Source organism: Flindersiella endophytica (assembly GCF_054779015.1).
This window is the reverse complement of the sequence record NZ_BAAGYY010000009.1, coordinates 308,737-329,774: the sequence shown is the minus strand read 5'-3', so window position 1 is coordinate 329,774 and position 21,038 is coordinate 308,737. Positions and strand designations below refer to the sequence as shown.

The following is a 21,038-nucleotide window of genomic DNA, read 5'->3' as shown; positions in this document are numbered from 1 at the left end:
CCATGTCGAGCCAGTCGAACCAGCAGTCGCAGCAGCAGAGCCACTACACCGCCTTCGACCACACCGATCTGGAGCGCAGGCGCAAGAAGCTGTGGAACCTCGCCGAAGGCCTGCCGCTCACCATCCTCGGCGGCATCGACCTGCGCGCGCTCGTCATCGCCGGCCTGCTGTTCGTCGGCCTGCTCTCGCTGCTGTTCGTGGGCCAGTCCGCGCCGCTCATCGACTTCAACCTCTGGTCGATCCTGATCTGCCTCGGGCTCGCGGTCGGCACCTACCTCCTCTGGCCGCGGCGCTGGCGCAACGGCATGACCACTGAGCAGAACCTCCTGGTCGCACTCGACTACCTCCTCCTCCAGCCCCGCCGGATCCACGGGCTGGCGGCCGACGTCGAGCCGGAGGCCGTGCACTGGCGGGTCATCCTGTGGCACCCGCGTGGCCAGCGCTGGCAACACAGCCTCGCCAAGGCGCGCGCCACCCGCGCCCGGCACGCCGCCGAAGACCAACGACCCGGACTGCTGCGAGCGCACCCCGCCGACGAGTTCGCCACCCAAGCGCGAGCCACCCGGCGCGATCGCCGCGGAAGGAGGGACGCCGCATGAGCCCCTTGTTGATCATTCCGCTGGCCGCGGTCGGCATCGTCCTGCTCGGGGCGATCCTGATCTTCGTCTTCAATGTCGGTGGCAGCGACGACAAGCCCGGCAAGCAGGACAAGCAGGACGCCAAGCCGCGCGAGTCGCGTACCGAACGCGAACGCCTGCCCTATCGCTACGGCGACGACGTCATCTTCATCTGGGGCAAGTCGGTCTGGACGGGCTTTTTCGTCAACACCCGGGCCGACGAGCACATCACCAGCGACGACCTGGTGCCCGAGGCGCTGAAGCTGCCGCGCATGCTGCACCAGATCGGCCGCGAGTTCCACCGCCCGCAGTTCCAGATCATGCTCGTCCCGCGGCATCCCGACCTCACCGGCTGGGCCTACGACCTGCTCAGCCGCGTCTGGAGGCCCACCGAAAACTTCCGCAAGCTGATCCTCCGGGAGGCGGGCCGCGCGACCGGTGCCGGGCGGCTCGGCGCGCAGTACGACGTGCTGTTCCTGATGCGGATCGGCCAGCTGTCCGACGGCCGCGGCGGCACCGGCGCGGTGGCGGCGATCGCGGACCAGGTCACCGGCGTACACGACGAATACCTCGACCCCGATGTGGTCGCCTACTGGCACGAACGCGCCGACGAGGTCTACGCCGTCGCCGTCGACTCCGGTGTCGAGGTCCGCCCGATGCTGCGCTCCGACCTGGTGCGAGTGATCCGGACCTGCCTGTTCGGCCACCTGCACGTACCCGACGAGGACGCGGGCGAGCGCCGGCCGTGGGGCGCCCACGAGTTCGAGCTGGCCGCCGACTTCCGGGCGCCCAACCACAAGACCCGCCTCGAGGTCAGCATCGTCGACGACGACACCGGCGAGGAGCACACCACCTACCTCTCGACGCTCGTCGCCACCGGCTGGCCGGACGCGATCCGGTTCGCCAAGTCGCGAGCGTGGGGCCGGATCCTGAAGCGGCTGGAGTTCCCGGTGGTCGTCTCGTGGCGGGGCACGATGATGCCGCCCGAGGAGTTCCGCGACCGCGGCAAGAAGATCCGCGACAACCTCGAGGACGAAGCTCGCGACATGGAGAAGGCCGGTGCGCGGATCGACTCGCTGCTGGTCGACCAGGTGGAGCGAGCCAACACCCTCGTCGACGAGCAGGACAGCAACCCGTTCCCCGGCATGGAGTCGCAGCTGCTGCTGACGATCTCGGCCGACACGCCTGCCGAGCTCGAGAACCGCCGCAAGCGGATCGAGCGGCTGTTCGCCAAGACCCTCGACGCGACCGTGCTGCGGCCCAAGCGCCTGCAGTACCGCCTGCTCTACAACATCCTTCCGGGCGACGGAGACAAATCGCCGATCGGACGGATCGCTCCGTTCCGGCGGCTGCAGGAGCTCGACCAGCTCGGAATCGCCTTGCTGACAACGGCGACGCAGGTCGGCGACCGTTCGGTGGTCGGCCGCGACGGCATCGCCAAGGGCTGGCAGGGCATGCTGGTCGGGCGCACTCGCGACGGGCACAACCCCGTCCACTACTCCGCGCACTCCGCGATCTCGCGCGAGAACGGCGCCGGCGTGGTGATCGTCGGTGCGTCCGGCGGTGGCAAGACGACGCTGGCGCTGAAGCTGTTCCACTACGAGTCCGAAGCCGGCGTGCGTTGTGTGTTCATCGACCCGAAGATCGACGCGGCCCGGATGGCCTACTACCTCGCGTTCGGATCGCAGGTGCTCAACGCCGAGTTCATGCGGCACGCTGCCGAGGGCTGCCTCGGTGAGCAGGGCTGCCCGTTCCAGCCGATCAACCTGTCCTACTGGCGCGACACCGAGATCATCGACCCGCTGCGCGGCCGGGCCGGCAACCTCGACCCGCTGCTGACCGCGGCGTCCGTCACCGAGGGCCGGATGCACGCGCAGGCGATGCTCGAGATCTTCCTCGGCGAGGTCGCGTGGGCGCGGATCAGTGGCTATGTCGTCGAGGCGTTCTCCCGGATCGTCAACGACTACGACCGGCGGGTGGTGGAGTTCCGCTCGGAGCATCCGGAGGCCGGGCGAGACCAGATCGAGGGCAACGTCCCGCGGCCGACGACCTGGACCGTCCTGCAGACCGTGATCGACGAGTTCGACATGGTCAAGGACGCCGGCGTCGCCGACTCCGAGATCCGCGACCTGCGCTTCGCCGCCGCCGTACTGGAGGACCTGCGCAAGAACCCCTACGCCCGGGTCGCGTTCGCGCGCGAGTCGACGAACGTCATGGACCACGCGGGCAAGCGGCGCACGATCATCACGTTGCGCGGACTGCCGCGGGCGCAGGGCAACAGCTCGTCGGCGAACATCGCGCGCGGCATCATCTACCTCGTCACCCGGCTCGGCTTCCAGATGCTGGAGGAGACGACCGAACGCGATCCGGTGAAGGGCTGGCGACCACAGCAGCTGTTCATCGACGAGGCCTACAGCGTCGCGTCCACCGGTGAGGGTCGCGACCTGATCAGCTTCGTACTGAAGCAGGGGCGCGCGTTCAACATCGGCATCGTGCTGATCACCCAGCAGGCCGGCGACCTGGCGCGGATCGAGTCCGACGACCTGGAGGCGAAGGCGGCGGGCACCAACCAGATCCACACGGTGTTCGCGTTCCGGCACCACTCCGACCCCGATGCTGCACAGACGCTGCCGTTGCTCAACCGCGCCACCGACGACCGTCCGATGATCGAAACCCTGAAGGCCCTGCGCGACGGCGAGTGCGTGATGCGCGACGTCGACGCCGAGCTCGCGTCGGTCGAGATCGACCGGGCGTTCTTCGAGTTCGCGGCCGCGATCCAGAGCAACCCGCACCTCGAGGCGCGGTTCAAGGCGATCGACCCCTCGCCCGACGTCAGCGACTGGCGAACGGTCGAGGACGCGGTCGACCTGATCGGCGTGGTCGCCGCCGCCGAAGGTCCGCGCGCAGAGCCTCCGCCGCCGAGCGACGACGACTTCGACGACGTGGGAGTGAGTTCCGTGCATTCCGACGAGGGGATAGCGGCGCGATGAGTTTCCGGGAGGGCAAGGCCGTGGGCGCGGTGCTCCGCACGTTCGGCCGGCGTCGCTCACCGCGTTACGTCGCCGTGCCCGCGGCTGCGTTGGCGCCCGGCGTCCGCGGCAGCGCCCGACCGCGGCCGGGGCGCGTGGGACGCACGGCCGGAGCGTTGGTGCGCGTGCTGGTGGCGATCGGCGCGTTCCTGGCGTCGATGATCGGGGTGGCGTTCGCGATCCAGCCGGCGCAGGCTGGCCCACTCGACGGTGTGAGCTGCTCGCTCGACGGCGGCACCGCCAACATCGGGCCCGAGCTGGCAGGCGGCGGCGCGACCTACTGGATCCCGTTCGTGGCCACCGAGGACTCCGCGGTCAACAAGCGCGGCGTCCAGCAACACCCCTCGCAACACACGCTGTGGGAAGTCGTCGGCCCGCGCGGCCTCACCTGGTCCTACACGCCGTGGGCGCTGAAAGAACCCGACGACGTCAACTGGGACGGAGCCCCGGACAAGAATTTCGAGGAGCGCTGCTCGCCAGTCGATGCGGCTTCCGGCAACCTGGCCCAGCTGATGTGGGAGCCGAGCAGATTCCTCGGCGGACTCACGATCGCTCTCAAGCAGCTGGCAACGAATGAGGCCCCGTTCAAGTCTGTCTATGAGGGCAATCAGAAGTTGCTCTCCAACATGAAGACCTACTTCGCCATACCCGCGCTCACGATCGCTGTGATCCTGGCCGGCTACTGGGTCGCGATCCGGATCTCCCGCCGTGCCGACGCGCGCGAGACCTACTCCGGAGTGATCACCTCAGGCTTGATAGTGATCGGGATCGCCGCGGTGCTGGCCGGCAGCAACTACACGACGATCACCGGCGCGATCGACAAGTACACCGCGTCGTTCAACTCCGGCATGATGGAACTCGTGTCGGTCAACGGCACCGACAATGTCAACAGCCCGTGCTACCTGCCACAAGCGTCTGCGACACAGCCAGGCGAGGGCGGCGACCCTGATCTCGGTTACAACCTCGGTAAGCGCAGTTCCACCTGCCTGCTGTACGAAGTCCTGCTCTATCAGCCGTGGGTGAACGGTCAATACGGCAGTGACCAGCAGCTGTTGGTCAACGACCTGAAGTTCCCGTCCAACACCAACACATCCGCACAGTTCGACTACTGCCATCAGGCCGAGGAACCTACGACGAAGGTTCCGACATTTGAATATCGCTGTCTACCGCAGAGCCGGACGTTCCCCGACTCCGACACCCAGGCGAAGATCAACCTCGCGGTCCAGCAGATCGTGGCGCAGTCGATCACCCGGAACGAGTTCCTGAGGAAGAACGCTGTCACCGAAGACCATCAAAACCACTGGCTCGCCGTCCACTACACAGTGGGCCGGAACTTCCCAGGGCTCCACGAGGTGTGGCGGGGCAGCGAGCCCAGCGGCCGGATGGCGACCGCGGTGTCGGCGCTGGTGGTCAACCTGATCGCGATGTTCTTCATCGGCTTGCTGGCGATCCTGACGATCTTCTGGCACGGGGTGTTCCTGGTCGCGTGGGTGTTCCTGCCATTGGTCGGTGCGGTGGCGGCCTATCCGCCTGCCCGCCGGATCGTCAAGACCGTGCTCGGTGTGATGGTGCAGGCGATCTTCTTGCGATGTGTCTTCGGGCTCGTGCTCGCGGTCTTGCTGGCAGTGCTGAACGTCATCCAGTCCGCGCCAGGTGCCCTGCCGCTGAAGATTCTGCTGATGCTGATCGCCACCGCGGCGATCTGGAAGCTGCTGACGGCGCTGCGGAGTGGTGCGCTGGCACCGCAGATCTCGCAGGAGGCTCTGCAGGCCGGTGCGATGCCATCCGACTCGGGTTCGACCCGTGTCGTGGTCGGCACGGTCACGACCACGCGCGCCGCTGCCGGTGGCATCATCGCCCGCGGCCGGGGTGCGGCAGCAGGTGCCCGAGCCGGCCGCCGCGTCGGCGAAGCGACAGCTGCGGACATGGGCTACGCCCGCGGCTCCGACGAGTGGAAGCAGACGGTCGGAAGGTCCCGTCGCCAAGGCGCGGCCGCCGGCTACCGCAGCACCACCTCGCGGGGGCAGCAGTCGCAGCACGCCGAGAACCAGGCAGAACGCACCACGCGTCCACCCGCCGAGGCGCAAGCCCGTCAGAAGTATCGGGTCGAGGAGACCAAGCGACGCCAGCAGAAGGATCAGTCCGACGAGCGCCGCCACGAAGAGACGCTGGAAGAGCTCAGAAGGAAGCGGCAGACCGGCTCCTAGTCAGCTCGGATCGATCTCCTGCACCTTGCGAATCGATGCGTTGACCTCATCGCCGCTCAGATTGGCGATGTTCTGGATCTCGAAGGTGCCTGCTCGCTCACCCGTGCGCAGGTCCGTCAGCTCCACATAGACGATCTGATCGACGTCATAGGCGAGCGTCGTCTCGAATGGCGCGCCCTTCGGGTAGACAGGGATGGGCAGCCGCTCTTCGCTGATCAGCCGCACGTAGTCAGGGTTGGTCTCGTCTCCCTGAGTGATCTGCACTCGCGCGGTCTTCTGCTGGGCTTCGCGAGTGACCCAGTCGGTCGAGCCCCTGGCGGGCAGTCGAGAGTTGCGAGGGATGATGACGTGGTTCTCGAGCGCGTCGCTGCCGTGCTGGTAGAAGAGCTGGCCGAGGCCTTGCGAGGTGACGTCCTGGACCCTCAGGCGCAGGCCATCGGCTTTGGCCGCCTCGTCGTCGAGGAGCTGGGCTTGGATGGCGGCTCCGTGGGCGACGACCTCATCTGGGTTTGGCGACCAGTCGGGGCGCTTGCCTGACACCGCCTCCAACATCGTTCGCACCATGGGCATTCGGGTCGAGCCGCCGGCCAGCAGGATGCGGTCGATGCCGTCCCACGACAAGTCGGCCTCTTCGATCACGAGCTCGGCGACGTCGCGGGTTCGGGAGAGGAGGGACGAGGTGGCTGCCTCGAACTCGGCTCGGGTGACCGTAATGGGCGTCGAGACGCCATCGGCGGCGAGCGTGACGCGTGCCTGCTCGACCGCGGTCAGCGTGTGCTTGGCGATCTCCGCCTGCTCCCGCAGCGAGGCTTCCGATGCGTCGTCCTCCAGCAACGAACGTCCGCCGGCGGCGACGAAGCGTCCGTCCAGTAGGCGCATCAGCTCGTTGTCGAAGTCGAAGCCGCCGAGGTTGCGGTCGCCGAACGTCGCGAGCACGGTGAACGACCCCTCGGCGATCCGCAGCACGGTGACGTCGAACGTGCCGCCGCCGAGGTCGTAGACGAGCACGGTGCCGTCGTGGTCGCCGCGGAGGCCGTAGGCCAGGGCTGCCGCCGTCGGCTCGTTCAGCACCCGGCGGACGTTGAAGCCGGCGATCGTTCCCGCGTCGATGGTGGCGCGGCGGGCGGCGTCGTCGAAGTACGCGGGTACGGTGATCACCGCGTCGGTCACCTCGGTGCCGAGGGCCGCCGTCGCGTCCAGGCGGAGGCGCTTCAGGATCAGCGCCGAGACTTCCTCCGGCCGGTACGACGTTCCGGCTGCGGTCGAGAAGCGCCAGGACGCGTCGCCCATCGGCCGCTTCACGAACTGCACGACATCGAGCGGTGCCGAAACCACCGACCGCTTCGCCATCGTCCCGACGATCGGGCGCTCGCCGTCGAAGAGGACGACCGACGGCGTGATGTTCTCGCCGTCGCGGTTCGGCAGGATCTCCGGCTTGCCGAGCTCGCCGACCCGCGCCACAGCGGAGTATGTCGTGCCGAGGTCGATGCCCACCGACAGGCCCGCACCGCGTTGTGAACGCCGGATTCGCATACCTCCGTACCCTAGAGCGCGTGACGTTCGTCGATCTCTCCCCGCCCGCCGCCTGACGGCGGGCTCCTTCCACCTCACCGCGCGACAGGCGATCCGCCCCGCGGTTGGCCGGTGACGCCCGCAGACGGGTCCATCCGACCAATCCGAACGCGGAGAAACCACGAATGTCCAATCTGCCCATCGGGCGTGCCCTGCTCGGCCTCGGCATCGCCGCCATCACCTGGGGGACCACCGGCGCTGCGGCCAGCCTGCTGTACCAGATCAGCGACCTCGGCCCGATCGCTGTCTCCTTCTGGCGGTACGTCACCGGCGCCGCCCTGCTGCTCGGCGCCGCCCGGTTCACCGCCCGGACCGGCCGCGAGCGGCGGAAACCCAACTGGAAGCTCCGGATCGGCACGGGCCTCGGCCTGACCGTCTTCCAGACCGCGTACTTCGCCGCCGTCCAGAGCACCGGCCTCGCGGTCAGCACGATGGTCACGCTCGGCGCGGCGCCCGTGCTCGCGGCGCTCGGCGCCCGGCTGGTCCTGCACGAACGCCTGAACCGTACGGGTGCGGCCGCCATGCTCGGTGCCATCGCCGGCCTCGCGGTCCTCGTCCTCGGCAACCAGCCGGGCGTCGTCCGCCCTGTGGGCGTCGCGTTCTCACTGCTGTCGGCGGCCGGGTTCGCGGTCACCACCCTGCTCGCGCGAAGTGCCGGCAACGGCGAGCACCCGCGCACGCTCACGATCTGGGCGTTCGTCATCGGCGCGATCGTCCTGCTCCCCGCGGCCGCGGTCGAGGGCCTGCTGCCGGGCACCGCCCACCTGGGCCAGGTGTTGCTGCTGATCGGGTACGTCGCCGCCGTCCCGACCGCGGCGGCGTACCCGCTCTACTTCGCCGGCGCCGCAGCCGTCCGGGCCACGACCGCGACGATGGTGATGCTGATCGAGCCGGTCAGCGCCGCCGTGCTCGCCGTCGTCCTGCTCGATGAGCCACTCACCGTCGCGACCACGATCGGGGCGATCCTGCTGCTCGGCGCGATCGCCTGGCTGGCGACGGCGGATGCGCGGGCGGTCAGCCGCAGCGCATAGTGTCAGGCGCATGCAGGGAAAGGCCCTCCGGGCGTTGCGGCTCGCGGTGGTGGTGCTCGCGGTCGGCGCCGTGCTGATGCTGGCGCAGCAGCGAGGCAGCGCGGCCACCGCACTCGCGCTCGGTGGGCTGGCCCTGGCCGGGCTGGCCTGGTGGTGGTGGCGCCGGCCCGATGTGGCGGGCACGGTGGGCTCGCTGGTCGTCACGTGCTTGCTGACGTCGGAGATCACCTACGCCGTCGGCGTGCAGGTGAACGCGATCTCTCCGCTGCAGCTGGGACTGGCGTTCTGGCTGTTCGCCGCCGTGGTCGTGGTGACGGTGTGGCTGGCGCCGCGGCAGCGTGGGAGCCGGGCGGTCACGGTCGTGATCGCGCACGCGATCCTCGTGGTCGCGAGTGCGCTGTCGTACTTCTCGACCGCCATCGTGCCGATCGCGGGCCTGATCGCCGCGCTCGCGGTCGTCGGCTGGCGCTCCAGGCAACGGCGTTGGCCGCCGCGTACGGAGCCGCAGAGCACGCTGGAGGAGCGGACCACGAGCGCGCTCGGCGGCCGCGGCGACGGCTGGGAGCTGCACGGCAACGTGCTCACCGGGCCGGCCGGGCACTACTACCTGCGGGATGCGGGCTGGGACGGTCGTGTCGAGCTCGCCGGCGGAAACGCCTACACGCTCGACGGCGACGCGCAGGCGCTCAGTGAACAGCTGCAGCCGATCGTCAACGAGAGCAGGCGGTTCGCCGCCAGGCAAGGGCTGCAGGCGGACGAGCTCACCGGCGTCGTGGTGTTCTGGGACGCCACCAGGCTGCCGGACGGTGGAGTGGTCGAGCTCACGGTGTTCGACACCGCTCGCCGCCGGCGGACCGGCACGCGAGTCGTGCTGGTCCGCGGCGAGAAACTCCTTGCCTGGCTAGGCGAACAGGTCAGTTGACCAGGTCGTCGATCACGATCGCGGCGAGCCGGCGGACCGCCGCCCGGGTCTGCGGGCGCAGCAGCTTGTTGACGGCGTTCGGGTCGCGGAACGGGATCTTGCCGCCACCGTCGAGCGCCGGGTCGTAAGGCACCACGACCAGCTCGCGTACGTGGTCGCGGAACGCCTTCTCGATCGCCCGCACCTTGACCGGGCTGGCGGTCTCCTTGGCCACGACCGCGAGCACGACGCGGCGCCGCATCTCCGGGAAGCCGTTGTCGGTGAGGAACTGCAGCGTCTTGCGCGCGAGGTTGGCGCCGTCCTTGGTGTTGTCGGTGACCAGCACCATGCCGTGCGCCACCCGCAACGTGCCCAGCATCGCCTCGTGGGTGATGTGGGTGCCGTTGTCGAGGATGGCGAACGAGAAGAACGGCGCGAACAGCTCGGCCAGCAACTCGACGTCGGACACCGACAGCTGGTGCCGGATCTTTCGGTCGGTCGACGCGGCCAGGACCCGGACGTTCATCTCCGGGACCTTCTCCATGAAGTCGTGGACGTGGTAGCGCCACGGGATCTCGTCGACATGCGCGAGCAGGTCGCGGATGGAGTGCTGCGGCCGGACGCCGAAGCGGTCGGGCAGCGTGCCGAGGTCGGGGTTGAGATCGGCGACGCCCACCGATTCCCGCCGGCCCTCCGCGATCTCGGCCGCGAGCAGCGCGGCCAGTGTGGTCTTGCCGACTCCGCCCTTCTCCGACGAGATGCCGACATAACCGCAGTAGCCCCGTGTGCGGCGCAACTGGCGGTTGAGCTTCTGCCGGATGTCGATCTCCTGCAGGTCTTTCCGGCTCGGCCCGAGGTTGATCCGGGTCATGCGGTAGACCGCGCCCTGCCAGCCGCTGCGAGGCCGGGGCCTGCGGTGCTCGACCTCGAGCAACTCGTCATCGTCGTCCGCGGTGTTGAACGGCTGGGGTTCGAACCGGCCACCGCGCTGAGGTGGCGGCGGAGGCGTGCGCTGTGGCTGTGGCGGCTGCTGCCGGCCTGGCGGCGGACCAGGCGGGCCAGCCTGACCCTGCTGGCCCTGCGGCGGAGGCGGACCTCCCGGACCGCTGAAGCCGGCCGCCTCCATGCCAGTGCGCCGGGTCACCGGTGCCGGCGGCGGCAGGTCACTGGGCCGCGGCGTCCAGTACGAAGGAGCCTGCTGCGGGTTGCCCTGGGGCGGGTTGCCCGGCTGCTGCGCGGGCGGCCGCGGTGGCTGGCCGGGCTGCTGCCCCTGGCCGCCCTGCCCTTGGCCCTGTCCCTGACCGGCTAGTTGCGGGCCGGACGGACCGGGTTTGGGCTGCGGTGGCCCAGGCTGCGGTGGCCCAGGCTGCGACCAGCCGGGCTGTAGACCGGGCGCCGCGAGCCGCCCGGTGTAAGGCCGGCCGACGCCGATGTGCTCCTCGTTGTAGCGATCGCCGGAGTCGTCGGAGTCGTCGGAACCGACCGCTCGGAACTCTCCGGTGTGGTAGTCGCCTCCGCCCGGTGGGCCGGACGCTGCGGAAGCACCGCCGCCGGCCGGCTGAGCCGGGCCGGAACCCGGACCACTGCCCGACCCGGCGGACTGGCCCTGGCCGGTGCTCGCCTGGCCGCCGGCATCGTCGGAAGACTCGGAGCTCGATCCAGCGTCGGAATCGACGTTCGCCTGGGCGTCCGACTCGGGGTCGGCCTCGTCGGCCGGCGTCTGGTGGTTGGACTCGGAAACGGAGTCCGAAGACTGCGCACCGGCAGGAGCCGGCGGCGGGTCCGAGGGCTTGCCGTTCGGCTGCTGCGTGGGTAGGGACAACGCCTGGCCGTCCGGCGACAAGGCCGCACCGACCCAGGTACCGCCGCCGTTGGCGGACGAGCCGCCTTGCGACTGCTGGTCACTCACAACTGCTCCCTGGCATTGACCCGCGACTAAATGATCACTTTCAGAATGACACCGAGTAGCACGAAGAGCCCGGCACCACCAATGATGATCATCCGTCCTCTCGTGCCGCTGTTCCACAGCCGGGACACCGGCGCGCTGCCGGTCGCCAGCCGCGCTGCCTGCGTAACCCGGCCGAGAGTACGCCTCTTCTCTTCTTCTGTCTGGCCGTCGTCTGGTTCGGTTTCATCCACGTCCGAATCGAGCTCGACACCCAGCGCGACCCGCTGCGCGTCACGTACCTCGACCAGGCCGGCGACCAGCCGGTCGAGATGCGTCGGCGTGAGGTCGAGCACGACCTCGGTCGTCCTGCCCTCGACACACAACACGGCATTCCACGGATCATCGGGGTCGTAACCCTCGATGGCGTACGCCGTCGCCGGCTCCCAGGCGAGTTCGGGAACGCCGTCTTGTGGGATGCCGTTGGGCGTTCCGTCGACGCCCAGCGGACTGGCGGCCGGGTCGGGTGTCGTGTTCATTTCGCACCGCTTGCTTCCGCGCTTGCCTCTGGATGAATGTCGGGTACGTCACTCATTCTCGCGCACGCGGGCTGGTGGGGGGTGGTCCGGCCGGATATCACGGTGTCACTCCGTGATCTTGTAGCCAGCGTTCGGGGTCGATGGGGGTGCCGTCGCGGCGGACTTCGAAGTGGAGGTGGGGGCCGGTGGAGTTGCCGGTGGTGCCCACGGCCGCGATGGTTTGGCCGGGTATGACGGTCTTGCCCAGTACGCCCTGGGAGAAGGCCGACAGGTGGTTGTAGGTGGTGACGACGCCGTCGCCGTGGTCGACCTTGATGGAGTTGCCGTAGGAGCCGTTCCAGCCGGCGAAGATCACCTTGCCCTGGGCGGCCGAGCGGACCGGCGTGCCGACGGGCGCGGCGAAGTCGAGGCCGGTGTGGCAGTTTTCCCAGTTGCCGCCGCATTGGCCGAACCGGGCGGTCAGGTGGTAGGACCCCGGCGGCACGGGCAGCACCCAGTCACCGGTGCCCGGCAGCGACGCGGAGTTGCCGTAGACCGAGACGTGGATGTGGTCGTAGTGCAGGCAGGTGTCGGTGGTGCAGCCGGTGTAGTGAGTGTAGGGGCGCCAGCCTTCGGCGTTGTGGGCCACCGACCAGATCTTCTTGTCGAAGATGATGTATTTGACGCCGAGCCGGTCGGCGTTGCTCCTGGCCCAGTTGGCGACCTTCCAGCCGAACGCCTTCGCCTCGGCGGACTTGTAGTCCTTGTAGGGCAGCATCGCATCGACCGCGCGGCCGTTGGCATGGTCGCCGTCACCGCCGGAGGGGCGGGCGCCGATGGTGAAGAACGTCTTGATGCTCGGGAACTGCTGGTGCTCACAGGTCAGCACCAGCAACGCGTCGGGCTTCAGCCCCTTTTCCAGGTTGGGCCACGGCGTGGGCGGGCACTGCAGGCCCGGCGGTGGGTAGCCACAGCCACCACCCGGCAGGCCTTCGCCGCCCAGCTGCTCCACCAGCGCCCGCGCCAGCGGCTCCCACTTGGCATAGGCCGACGGGAACGCCGAGATCTGGACGCTCTGCGCGGCCTCTGCCACGCTCATCTGCTCCCAGCCGGGAATGTCGAGCAGCCCGTTCTCCGACAACCCATCAGCAGCTGACCCACCGCTGTAGAAGAACGTCGAGGACGTCACCGGGTCGGTCCGCTCGGCCACCGTGCCCCAGTTGCCCCGCTGCTGGAACAACCCCAAGGAGTCGCGGTCGCCGTAGTCGAGGTTGCGCAGCGTCGACTCCTGCATCGCCGTGGCCAGCGCCACCACCCAGCCGTACTCCGGCACGCGGAGCTTCTGGCCCACCTGCACGATCGTCTTGGCGTTGAGCAGTTGCTCCTCGGACAGCTGCGACGGCGAGGAGACCACGCCTTGTACGCCCGGACCCTTCAGCCCGCCGGCGGGGGCGAGCGCGTCGCCACCGGCCGGGGGCAGGCCGGCGCAGTCTTCGGTGCTGGCCTGGGCGGCTCCACCGGCGGCTCCACCGAACATCGCCATCATCATCGAGGAGAAGAACAGCAGCAGGATCACGGGCGAGATCAGCCCGAGGATCGCGACGATGATGACGAGGTTGCGGGTCTTCCGGCTGCTGGCTGCCTTCTTGATGACGAGCCGCGAGGCGAGTTTCTTGGCCGCGGAGGCGAGGACCGGCGCTGCCATCAGCAGACCTCGGTGGGCGTGACGCGTCTCTGCTTGCAGCCGGCGAACGAGCCGGCGTGGGCCGGTGCCCCGCCCGGCTCGGTGGTCGGCGACGGACTGGTCTTCTTGCCCGGCTGCGCGGGCCCGGCGTCCTGGTCGGGCGGCAGGATCTCGTTGACCCGCCAGCCGGTGGTGTCGAGCACGAGGTTGACCCGGATCGTCCAGCCGTTGCTCAGCTTGACGTCGGTGCCGGCGGCATAGGGGGTGGCAGCGGTGATCTTGGGCTGGCCGACGACCTTGGCCTCGGTCGGCAGGTCGAGCGGGTCGACCGTGGCCAGCAGCCTGGTGAGGTATTCGGTGGCCAGCGGCCCGATCGCCTGGGTGCGTTCGGCCGCCGTGCCTGGCGTCTTCCACGCCTCGACGAAGCGCTTGGACACCGAACGGATCTCGCCGGCCGTCTTGGCGTCCGGGACGTACTGGTCGGTGTCGTGGCCGTCGCCGGTGGGATCGCTCGGTGAGGCGCTGGCCGTCGGCGAGGAGTCGAGCGGGTCGCCGGGCGCCGGCGTGCCGTCGACCGGGTTGGAGGTGGCATCGCTGCCGGTGGCGGCCTGGTGTGCGCCGATATTGAGATAGGTGGTGGCGATCAGCGCGCCGACCGCGAGCACAGCGACCACCGCGGCGATCACCGCGGTGAGCCTGGTGCTCCGGTTGTCCATGGTCTACCCCGGGTCTCGCTTATCTGCCGACTACGGTACGCGAGAGGACGGTTCCGCGCAGCCGCGCTGACGGCCCTGTGGACATGTCATAGCTGTGCACAAAATCCGGTCAATCTCGTGCCTCTCCGGGGTCGCCCGGGAGAGGCACAGCCTAGTCAACGAGCCCTTCAGACCACCCGCCGGACAAACGGCACCAAGCGGACAACAGCTGTCACCACGGCGCAGCCGACCACCAGCGCCACGATCACGACAGCGTGGAAGCCGACGTCGGCCAGGTCGGAGCCGAAGACCGGCTGGTCGGCGCGGACGAACAGCTGCAGCGGCAGCGGATGCAGCAGGAACACTCCGAGCGTCAGGTCCGAGAGCCGCCACCCGAGCGGCGAAGAGCCGGCCGCCGGCACCGGCCGCGCGTCGCCGAGCCACGCTCGCAGGAACACAGCAGCCGACAGCGCCGACAGCAGCACGCCGGGCGCGAAGTAGTCGTACATCAGCCGACCGAGCTGCGGTCCGACCCATCCGAACAGCACCCACGTGCCGACGGCCGTGACCACCACTCCAGCCACGTACGCGACGCCCGACCACACCAGCACGGCCCGCCGTGACCAGCGCTCCAGCGACACCGTGGCGACGACGTGGCCCAGCAGGTAATAGCCGATCCACGGCACGAAGTACGAGAACGCGTTGAACCCGCCACCACCCATGAACGTGTGCTGCAGCTTGTCCGCGATCGCCAGGGCCAGGCACACCGCCGCCGCCAGCGCGACCAGCCGCCGCGACGCGTGTGCCACGAACACCCGCAGGAACGGCGTCACGAGGTAGAGCCCGGCGACGACGTAGAGGAAATAGAGGTGGTAGTAAGGCCGCCCCCACAGGAATCCCTGCACGAACGTGTGCGCCGTGACCTCTCGCCCGGCCGTCCACGCGTCGAACCACAGATAGAAGATCGTCCACACCACAAGGGGAACCGCGATCCGCGCCACCCGCTTGCGGCAGAACGTCCGGACGCTCTCGGCTCGCTCCGGCCGTAACAACATCGCGCCCGACACGAGCACGAACAGCGGCACACCGAAGCGTCCCGCGGAGTCGACCAGGTTGGCGAAATGCCATCGCGTCGCGTCGACTCGTCCCCACGCGAGCACGAGATGCCCGCACACGTGGATGCCGACGATGCCCACGATCGCGATCACCTTGGCCCACGAAACCCAGGGCACGTACGTACGCGCCCGAGTCATCTCCTGGGCCATCTCCTGGGCCTGGACCCCGGTCAGGCCTTGGGCCGGCGCCTGCGTGTCAGCCATTCCTTCAGGACCAGCCGGGTGAACTCGAGGTTGCCGAGGAAGTAACGCGCGAACAGTCGCCGCGGCTCCTGTCGCATGCGGTGCAGCCATTCCAGGCCCCACCGCTGCATCCACAACGGTGCCCGGCTGACCTCACCGGCCACGACGTCGAACGACCCGCCGACGCCGACCGCGAGCGTCGCGCACAGGTTGGACAGGTGCTGGTGGAGAAACTCTTCCTTGCGTGGCGTGGGCAGCCCGACGAACAGCAGGTCGGGCTTGGCAGCGGCGACGTCGGCGACGACGGAGTCCTCCTCGGACTCGGTCCAGAAGCCGTCGCGTACGCCCACGACGTCGACGCCCTGAGAGCGCGCGACTTCGGCGGCCTTCTCGACCGTCGAACGCTTGGATCCCAGCAGGAAAACGCGGTAGCCGTGCTCGGCGGCCGCCTGCCACATCCGCAGCATGAAGTCGATTCCGGTCACCCGTTCGGGAACGCGATGCCCGAGCAGCCGCCCGGCCCACACGATCGACTGACCGTCGGCGTTGTTGATCGCGCAGGACTCCAGGATCTCCCGCAGCAACGGGTCGCGGCTGGCCGCGACGACCTTGGCTGCGTTGATCGCGACATGCTGGTGCGTGCCGCCTGCCTGGATGAGCTCGTGTGCGACCTGTACGGACTCCTCCATCGTGAGGACGTCGACCGGTACATCGCAGATTTGGGTGCGCCGGACCGCTCCGTGGCCGTTCCCACCGAAGTGTGAACCGGCGCGGATCTGTCCGGGTGTGGTCACTTGCTCCCCTCCGTGGCGGCGGGCCCCCGCGAACCTCGCTGCCCCAGCATGCCAGGGTTCGTCGCGGTACGTCGAGTCAGGTCGTGAGTCGGGTGAATCACGCTTTATCTCGCCCGAACAGGCCGCGCAGCGTGCACTTGGCGGACCAGGCCCAGCAGCTCACGCCCGTGGAGCAGCCCGAACACGGCGGCGAAGCCGACCACGCAGCCGGCGACGGGCAACGGCTGTGGCCGGACGACCGCTACGGTGCCGAGTCCGGCTGCCACAGCCAGCGAGCAGCCGAGCCTGACGACCAGGCCGGCGCCCCAGCCGATGCCGAGCCGCCGGAACGCGATCACCAGCGGAATCCCTGCCTGTACGACCATTCCCGCGAGGTAGCCCAGGCCGATGCCGACCGCGCCGGCCCGGCCGCCGAGCACCAGCCAGACCGCGACACCCACCACGAGCCCGGCGGCCGACGCCAGCGGAGGCACCCGTACCGACGCCAGGTCGGAGGCCGACAGCACGTTCACCGCGGGCACTGCCACGACGTACAGCAGGACGCCGAGCAGCAGCACCGCGAGCACCGCACCACCGCCGGTGTAGTCGGGGCCGAAGACCAGCCAGAGCGCGGGCGCGCCGAGCATCGCCGCGACGGCGAACAGCGGGAGCATCGACAGCGCGAGCATGCGGGTCAGCAGGTCGGTCTGCCGGGCCAGCGCGGCCTGGTCGCCCCGGCCGCTCGCCTCGGCGGCGCTCGGCAGGAACGCCAGTGCCAGCGCCCGTGGCGCGAAGAACGCCGGGCTGATCAGGCTCATCGCCGCGGCGTAGAGACCGGCCTCCGCGGAGGAGGTCGCGTGCGGCGCGACGACCATGGAGGCCTGGAAGAAGCCCTGGCTGGCGGCGATCCCGAGCGTCGTGTAGGCGACGAAGCCACCAAGTTCGTTGCGGCCGAGGTCGGGCATCGAGCCGGGCGTGATCCGGGGCGCGGAGAGCAGGGCGGCCACCGCGAAGCCGGCGTAGCCGACGACCAGCGGCGCGATCAGCCACTCGGCCGCGCCGGCGACGACCGCGACGACGGTCAGGACGACGATCGCGAGGTCGGCGAAGACCTCGAGCACGGCGTACCTGCCCGGCCGCTGCCAGCCGTAGAGCACCTGCTTGGCGAACGTGTAGGCGCCGTACGCCGCCGCGAGCGCACAGACCCAGCCGACCTCGGTCCAGCCGGCGGATGGCAGGAAACTGCCACCGGACGCCGCGAGCACGCCCAGCACGACGACCGTGGCGAGCACCGTCCACCAGCCGAGCCGCCGGCTGACGGCGGCGGCCGCGGGACGGCCGGAGCGGGCTGCGGCCAGCGGGATGAACTTCGCGGCCGCGGCACCGGTGGCTGCGGCCGAGACGAACGTCGCGATGAACGCCAGCGAGACCTGCGCGTTGACCTCCGCCAGCCGCTCGGGCGAGCCGGTGCGCCCGATCAGCGCGGTGTAGACCAGCCTGGTCACGCCGAGCGCCGCCAGCCCGACCATCGACCACAGCGTCCCTGTCAGCAGGCGGGTCCGCGCGCTGGTGGCGGTATCGTTCGGCACGCGCCAATCATGCCTGGAGGGGAAAGTCCTGCGGATCGTCGTCGTCGCCAACCTGTGGCCGAGCCCCCGCCGCCCGGCCTGGGGCTCGTTCGTCGCCAACCGGGTCGACGCTCTGCAGCGGCTGGGTCACGAGGTGCGGCCGGTCGTCTGTCACGACCACCCGTCGGCCGCGCTGCGGTACGCCAGCCTGGCCGGGCAGGTGCTCCGAGCCGCCGCCGGCAAGCGTGCGCCACGCACGATCGTCGAGGCGCACATCGCGCACCCCACCGGGCTGTTCGCGGCCCCGCTGGCCGCGCGCCTGCGGGCCCCGCTGGTGCTGTTCGCGCACGGCAGCGACGTGCTGCGGCTGCCCGATCGCAGCGGCCTGGACCGGACGATCTGCCAGGCGGTGTTCAGGCGGGCAGCGCTCGTCGTCGCCAACACCGACTACCTCGCAGCCGAGGTCACCGAGCGGCTGGGAGTGGAGAAGGACAAGGTCGCCGTCGTCTCGCCCGGCATCCGGTACGACACGTTCGCCGCTGCTCTTCCGGCCCGCTCGACCGAGCTGTTGTTCGTCGGCAACCTGATCCACCGCAAGGCACTCGACGTGCTGATCGACGCGCTCGCCGAGCTGCCCGACCCACCCGCGCTACGCGTGGTCGGTGACGGGCCCGAGCGGGCCGGCCTCGAGCAGCAGGCCGCCGCCCGCGGCGTCCGGGCCGACTTCGCTGGCGCGCTGTCGCAGGAGGCGGTCGCCGCCGAGATGTCCGGTGCCCGGCTGCTGGCCGTGCCGTCCCGTGAGGAGGCGCTCGGCCTGGTCGCGCTGGAGGCGATGGCCGCCGGCTGCGTCCCGGTGGTCTCAGCGGTCGGTGGCCTGGCGGAGTCGGTCACCGAGGGCGTGAACGGCTTCAGCTGTCCTGCCGACGACCCGTCGGCGCTGGCCGCCGCGCTGACCAGGGCCCGGACCGCTGTCGCCGACCCGGAGCGCCTGGCCGGCCTGCGGCGAGCCGGTGACACGGTCGCGCGTTCCCACGACGTCGACGCGGCCGTGGCCGAGACCGTCGAGCGATTCGAGGCGCTGTTGTGAGTCGCAAGCTCTGGGGCGCGGCCGGAGCGGTGGTGGCCGTGCTGGCCGCCGCGCTGCTCGCCGATGTCCTGCTCCCGCCGGCCACCGCGGGCCAGCCCGTCACGCTCTACGTCGATCGGCGGATCGGCAGCGACGACGCGGCCGGGCGGCTGCCCGACCAGCCACTGGCCACCATCGACGAGGCGATCCGGCGCGTGAAACCAGGTGGGCAGGTGCTGATCACGGGATACGGCACGCGGCTGGCGTACCCCGGCACCGAGGACCGCTGCATCACGTTGCGGGGCGAGCCGGGCAAGCCGATCACGCTCCAGCGCAACGTCTACACCAACACGCTCTATCCCACCGTCCTCACCTCGACGAGGCTGGTCCGCGGTCCGTGGAAGCTGGTCGAGGAGACGTCCGAGACGCGGACGTTCGCCGCGCCCTGGCCGCGGCGGATCCGGCTCAGTGGCGACGCGGACGACGGGTTCGTCAAGCTCGGTGGCATCACGCTGGTCGGCTTCGGGAGCAAACCGGAGGCTGTCGTGCGTAATGCCGCCTGGTGGGCCGACGGCCAGGTGTTCATCCGCAGCGACCACTACGACCCGAACGACTTCGACATCTTCGTCAAGGCCGGCGACGGGATCTGCGTCTCGGGCCGGTCGGCGCACGTACGCATCAACGACCTGATGATCGTCGGCGCTGTGCACGCGATCCGGGTCGAGCCCGGCGCGGTCGACGTCAAGGTGTCGCACCTGGTCCGGCAGAACGTGCTCGACCGCGACCTGATCGAGGGAGGCAAGTGACCCTCTCGCTCGGCTTCGCGGTCGCCTGCGTGCTCGTCGTGGCGGTCCTGTGGTGGACGGTGCCGCGACTGCGCAAGTGGCCGCCCTCGCTCGGTCTGCTGATCGCCGTGTGCACGGTCGTGCCACCGCACCAGACCGTGGCGCTCGGGGTGGGTGCCGACGACCTGCTGTTCGTGCTCGGGCTCGTACTGCTCGTCCCGTTCGCCTTGCGCGGTGACCTGCCCCGGCTGCCGTACGGCCGGCTGCTCACAGCCGGCGCCGGTTTGCTCGCGGCCGGAACGACAGTCTCCGCGTTCGTCAACGCCGAGACGTTGCCGGACACCCTCGGCCTCCTGGTACGCGGACCCGGCCGGGTGCTGCTGTACGTCGCCGCCGTGCTGGTGGTGCTCGCGCAGCTGCCGCGGGAGCAGACCAGGCACGTCGTCGCGCGCGGGCTGGCCGCTGTCGGCGTGCTGGAAGCGGTGGTCAGCCTGGCCGCGTACACCGTCGGACTGCCTGGCGGGCTCGGCCTGGAGGAGGCGCGGGGCAACACCAGCCTGCTCGGCGAGATCCCGGGCCGGGTCAACGGCACGCTCGAACTGTCGCCGAACTTCCTCGGAGCGCTGTTCACCCTCACGATCCCGGTCACGCTCGGCATCGCGCTGGACGCCCGGCGCCGGCGCCGGATGTTGTGGGGGCTGGCCGTACTGTCCCAGTTCGCCGCGCTGGTGCTGACGTACACGCGGGCTTCGATGGTGGTCACGCTGGTGGCCTGTGTGGCGCTGCTGGCACTGCGCGGGCGGCTTTCCGTACGCGGCGGCAGGATGCTCTGGCTGGCCGGTGGCGCGGTCGTGATCGGCGGGCTGCTGATCGCGACGCCGGTCCTGCGCCGGCTGCTCGACGACGGGACCGACCGGATGGCGCTGTACGCCTCGGCGCTCAAGGTGTTCGGGTCGCACCCGCTGGTCGGGGTGGGCCCGGGGGAGCAGGCGGCGTTCACCGCGGCCGACCCCGAGCGCTATCGGGCGACCTCGTTCGGCGTCGCGGGTAACAACGCGCACAACACCGTCCTGCTCGCCGGAGCGGAGAACGGCGTGCTCGGGCTACTCGGCGCGTTGCTGCTGAACGTGGCGTTCGTGCTGGTGAGCATCGCCTTGATCCGGCGTGCCAGGCGGGAGTGGAGCCGGCTGGCCGAGCCACTCGGCATCGGGGTCGCCGTGCTGGCGTTCCTGGTCCAGGGCATGACCAACAACCTCTTCACCGTGACGCTGACCGCCACCGCGCTGGTGCTGCTGGTCGGTGGTTGCGCGCTGCCGTGGCTGGCGACCCAGAAGTCCGAGCTGCGACACGCGCTACCGGCTTCTAAGGAAATCTAGGGTTTTCACTAGACGAGGCCATACAGTCCGATC

16 protein-coding genes are annotated in these 21,038 nt (G+C 69.9%); 8 read left to right on the top strand and 8 right to left on the bottom strand.

Annotated elements, in window-relative coordinates:
* Positions 1-2: 2 nt before the first annotated feature.
* The 3 genes from ACYVF6_RS06865 to ACYVF6_RS06855 are packed head-to-tail and all read left to right on the top strand — an operon-like array spanning position 3 to position 5,853.
* Positions 3-599 (top strand): hypothetical protein, encoded by a 597-nt coding sequence (locus tag ACYVF6_RS06865; RefSeq protein WP_460517279.1) that lies wholly within the window; start codon positions 3-5, stop codon positions 597-599.
* Complete coding sequence (locus tag ACYVF6_RS06860; protein WP_460517276.1) at positions 596-3,607, top strand: ATP-binding protein; 3,012 nt, start codon at positions 596-598, stop codon at positions 3,605-3,607. Before ACYVF6_RS06865 ends, ACYVF6_RS06860 begins: the two co-directional genes overlap by 4 nt.
* Complete coding sequence (locus ACYVF6_RS06855; RefSeq protein WP_460517273.1) at positions 3,604-5,853, top strand: hypothetical protein; 2,250 nt, start codon at positions 3,604-3,606, stop codon at positions 5,851-5,853. Before ACYVF6_RS06860 ends, ACYVF6_RS06855 begins: the two co-directional genes overlap by 4 nt.
* Here the strand turns inward: ACYVF6_RS06855 and ACYVF6_RS06850 are convergent, their stop codons facing one another.
* On the bottom strand, positions 5,854-7,386 hold the full coding sequence (locus tag ACYVF6_RS06850; RefSeq protein WP_460517270.1) for an Hsp70 family protein: 1,533 nt from the start codon (positions 7,384-7,386) through the stop codon (positions 5,854-5,856).
* A gap of 164 nt (positions 7,387-7,550) precedes the next feature.
* On the opposite strand from ACYVF6_RS06850, the gene ACYVF6_RS06845 reads away from it, so the two are divergent.
* Together ACYVF6_RS06845 and ACYVF6_RS06840 are read left to right on the top strand one after the other, a co-directional pair.
* On the top strand, positions 7,551-8,456 hold the full coding sequence (locus tag ACYVF6_RS06845; RefSeq protein WP_460517267.1) for a DMT family transporter: 906 nt from the start codon (positions 7,551-7,553) through the stop codon (positions 8,454-8,456).
* A gap of 10 nt (positions 8,457-8,466) precedes the next feature.
* Entirely contained in the window at positions 8,467-9,378 is a 912-nt protein-coding gene (locus ACYVF6_RS06840) for a hypothetical protein (protein ID WP_460517264.1), read from the top strand.
* Here the strand turns inward: ACYVF6_RS06840 and ACYVF6_RS06835 are convergent.
* The 7 genes from ACYVF6_RS06835 to ACYVF6_RS06805 form a co-directional block, all read right to left on the bottom strand.
* Positions 9,371-11,266, bottom strand: coding sequence for a MinD/ParA family ATP-binding protein (locus ACYVF6_RS06835; protein ID WP_460517261.1), 1,896 nt, complete (start codon positions 11,264-11,266; stop codon positions 9,371-9,373). The two genes, ACYVF6_RS06840 and ACYVF6_RS06835, sit on opposite strands and share 8 nt — an antisense overlap.
* A gap of 26 nt (positions 11,267-11,292) precedes the next feature.
* Entirely contained in the window at positions 11,293-11,781 is a 489-nt protein-coding gene (locus ACYVF6_RS06830) for a hypothetical protein (RefSeq protein ID WP_460517258.1), read from the bottom strand.
* A gap of 97 nt (positions 11,782-11,878) precedes the next feature.
* Positions 11,879-13,465, bottom strand: coding sequence for a M23 family metallopeptidase (locus ACYVF6_RS06825; RefSeq protein WP_460517255.1), 1,587 nt, complete (start codon positions 13,463-13,465; stop codon positions 11,879-11,881).
* Positions 13,465-14,160: a hypothetical protein gene (locus ACYVF6_RS06820; protein WP_460517252.1), complete on the bottom strand. Its 696-nt coding sequence runs from the start codon at positions 14,158-14,160 to the stop codon at positions 13,465-13,467. The genes ACYVF6_RS06825 and ACYVF6_RS06820 overlap by 1 nt, the downstream gene beginning before the upstream one ends.
* Before the next feature lie 167 nt (positions 14,161-14,327).
* A complete protein-coding gene (locus ACYVF6_RS06815) occupies positions 14,328-15,458 on the bottom strand; it encodes an acyltransferase (protein WP_460517249.1) in 1,131 nt (376 codons plus the stop codon).
* Positions 15,425-16,231, bottom strand: a complete 807-nt coding sequence (locus ACYVF6_RS06810) for a WecB/TagA/CpsF family glycosyltransferase (protein ID WP_460517246.1) — start codon at positions 16,229-16,231, stop codon at positions 15,425-15,427. Before ACYVF6_RS06810 ends, ACYVF6_RS06815 begins: the two co-directional genes overlap by 34 nt.
* A gap of 104 nt (positions 16,232-16,335) precedes the next feature.
* Positions 16,336-17,799 (bottom strand): lipopolysaccharide biosynthesis protein, encoded by a 1,464-nt coding sequence (locus ACYVF6_RS06805; protein ID WP_460517243.1) that lies wholly within the window; start codon positions 17,797-17,799, stop codon positions 16,336-16,338.
* Here ACYVF6_RS06805 and ACYVF6_RS06800 point away from each other — a divergent pair.
* The 3 genes from ACYVF6_RS06800 to ACYVF6_RS06790 are packed head-to-tail and all read left to right on the top strand — an operon-like array spanning position 17,780 to position 21,005.
* Positions 17,780-18,865: a glycosyltransferase family 4 protein gene (locus ACYVF6_RS06800; RefSeq protein WP_460517240.1), complete on the top strand. Its 1,086-nt coding sequence runs from the start codon at positions 17,780-17,782 to the stop codon at positions 18,863-18,865. The two genes, ACYVF6_RS06805 and ACYVF6_RS06800, sit on opposite strands and share 20 nt — an antisense overlap.
* The gene (locus ACYVF6_RS06795; RefSeq protein WP_460517237.1) at positions 18,862-19,650 is read left to right on the top strand and encodes a hypothetical protein; all 789 of its coding nucleotides are present in this window, start codon (positions 18,862-18,864) and stop codon (positions 19,648-19,650) included. Before ACYVF6_RS06800 ends, ACYVF6_RS06795 begins: the two co-directional genes overlap by 4 nt.
* Positions 19,647-21,005: an O-antigen ligase family protein gene (locus ACYVF6_RS06790; protein ID WP_460517234.1), complete on the top strand. Its 1,359-nt coding sequence runs from the start codon at positions 19,647-19,649 to the stop codon at positions 21,003-21,005. Before ACYVF6_RS06795 ends, ACYVF6_RS06790 begins: the two co-directional genes overlap by 4 nt.
* The last annotated feature ends 33 nt before the right edge of the window (positions 21,006-21,038 follow it).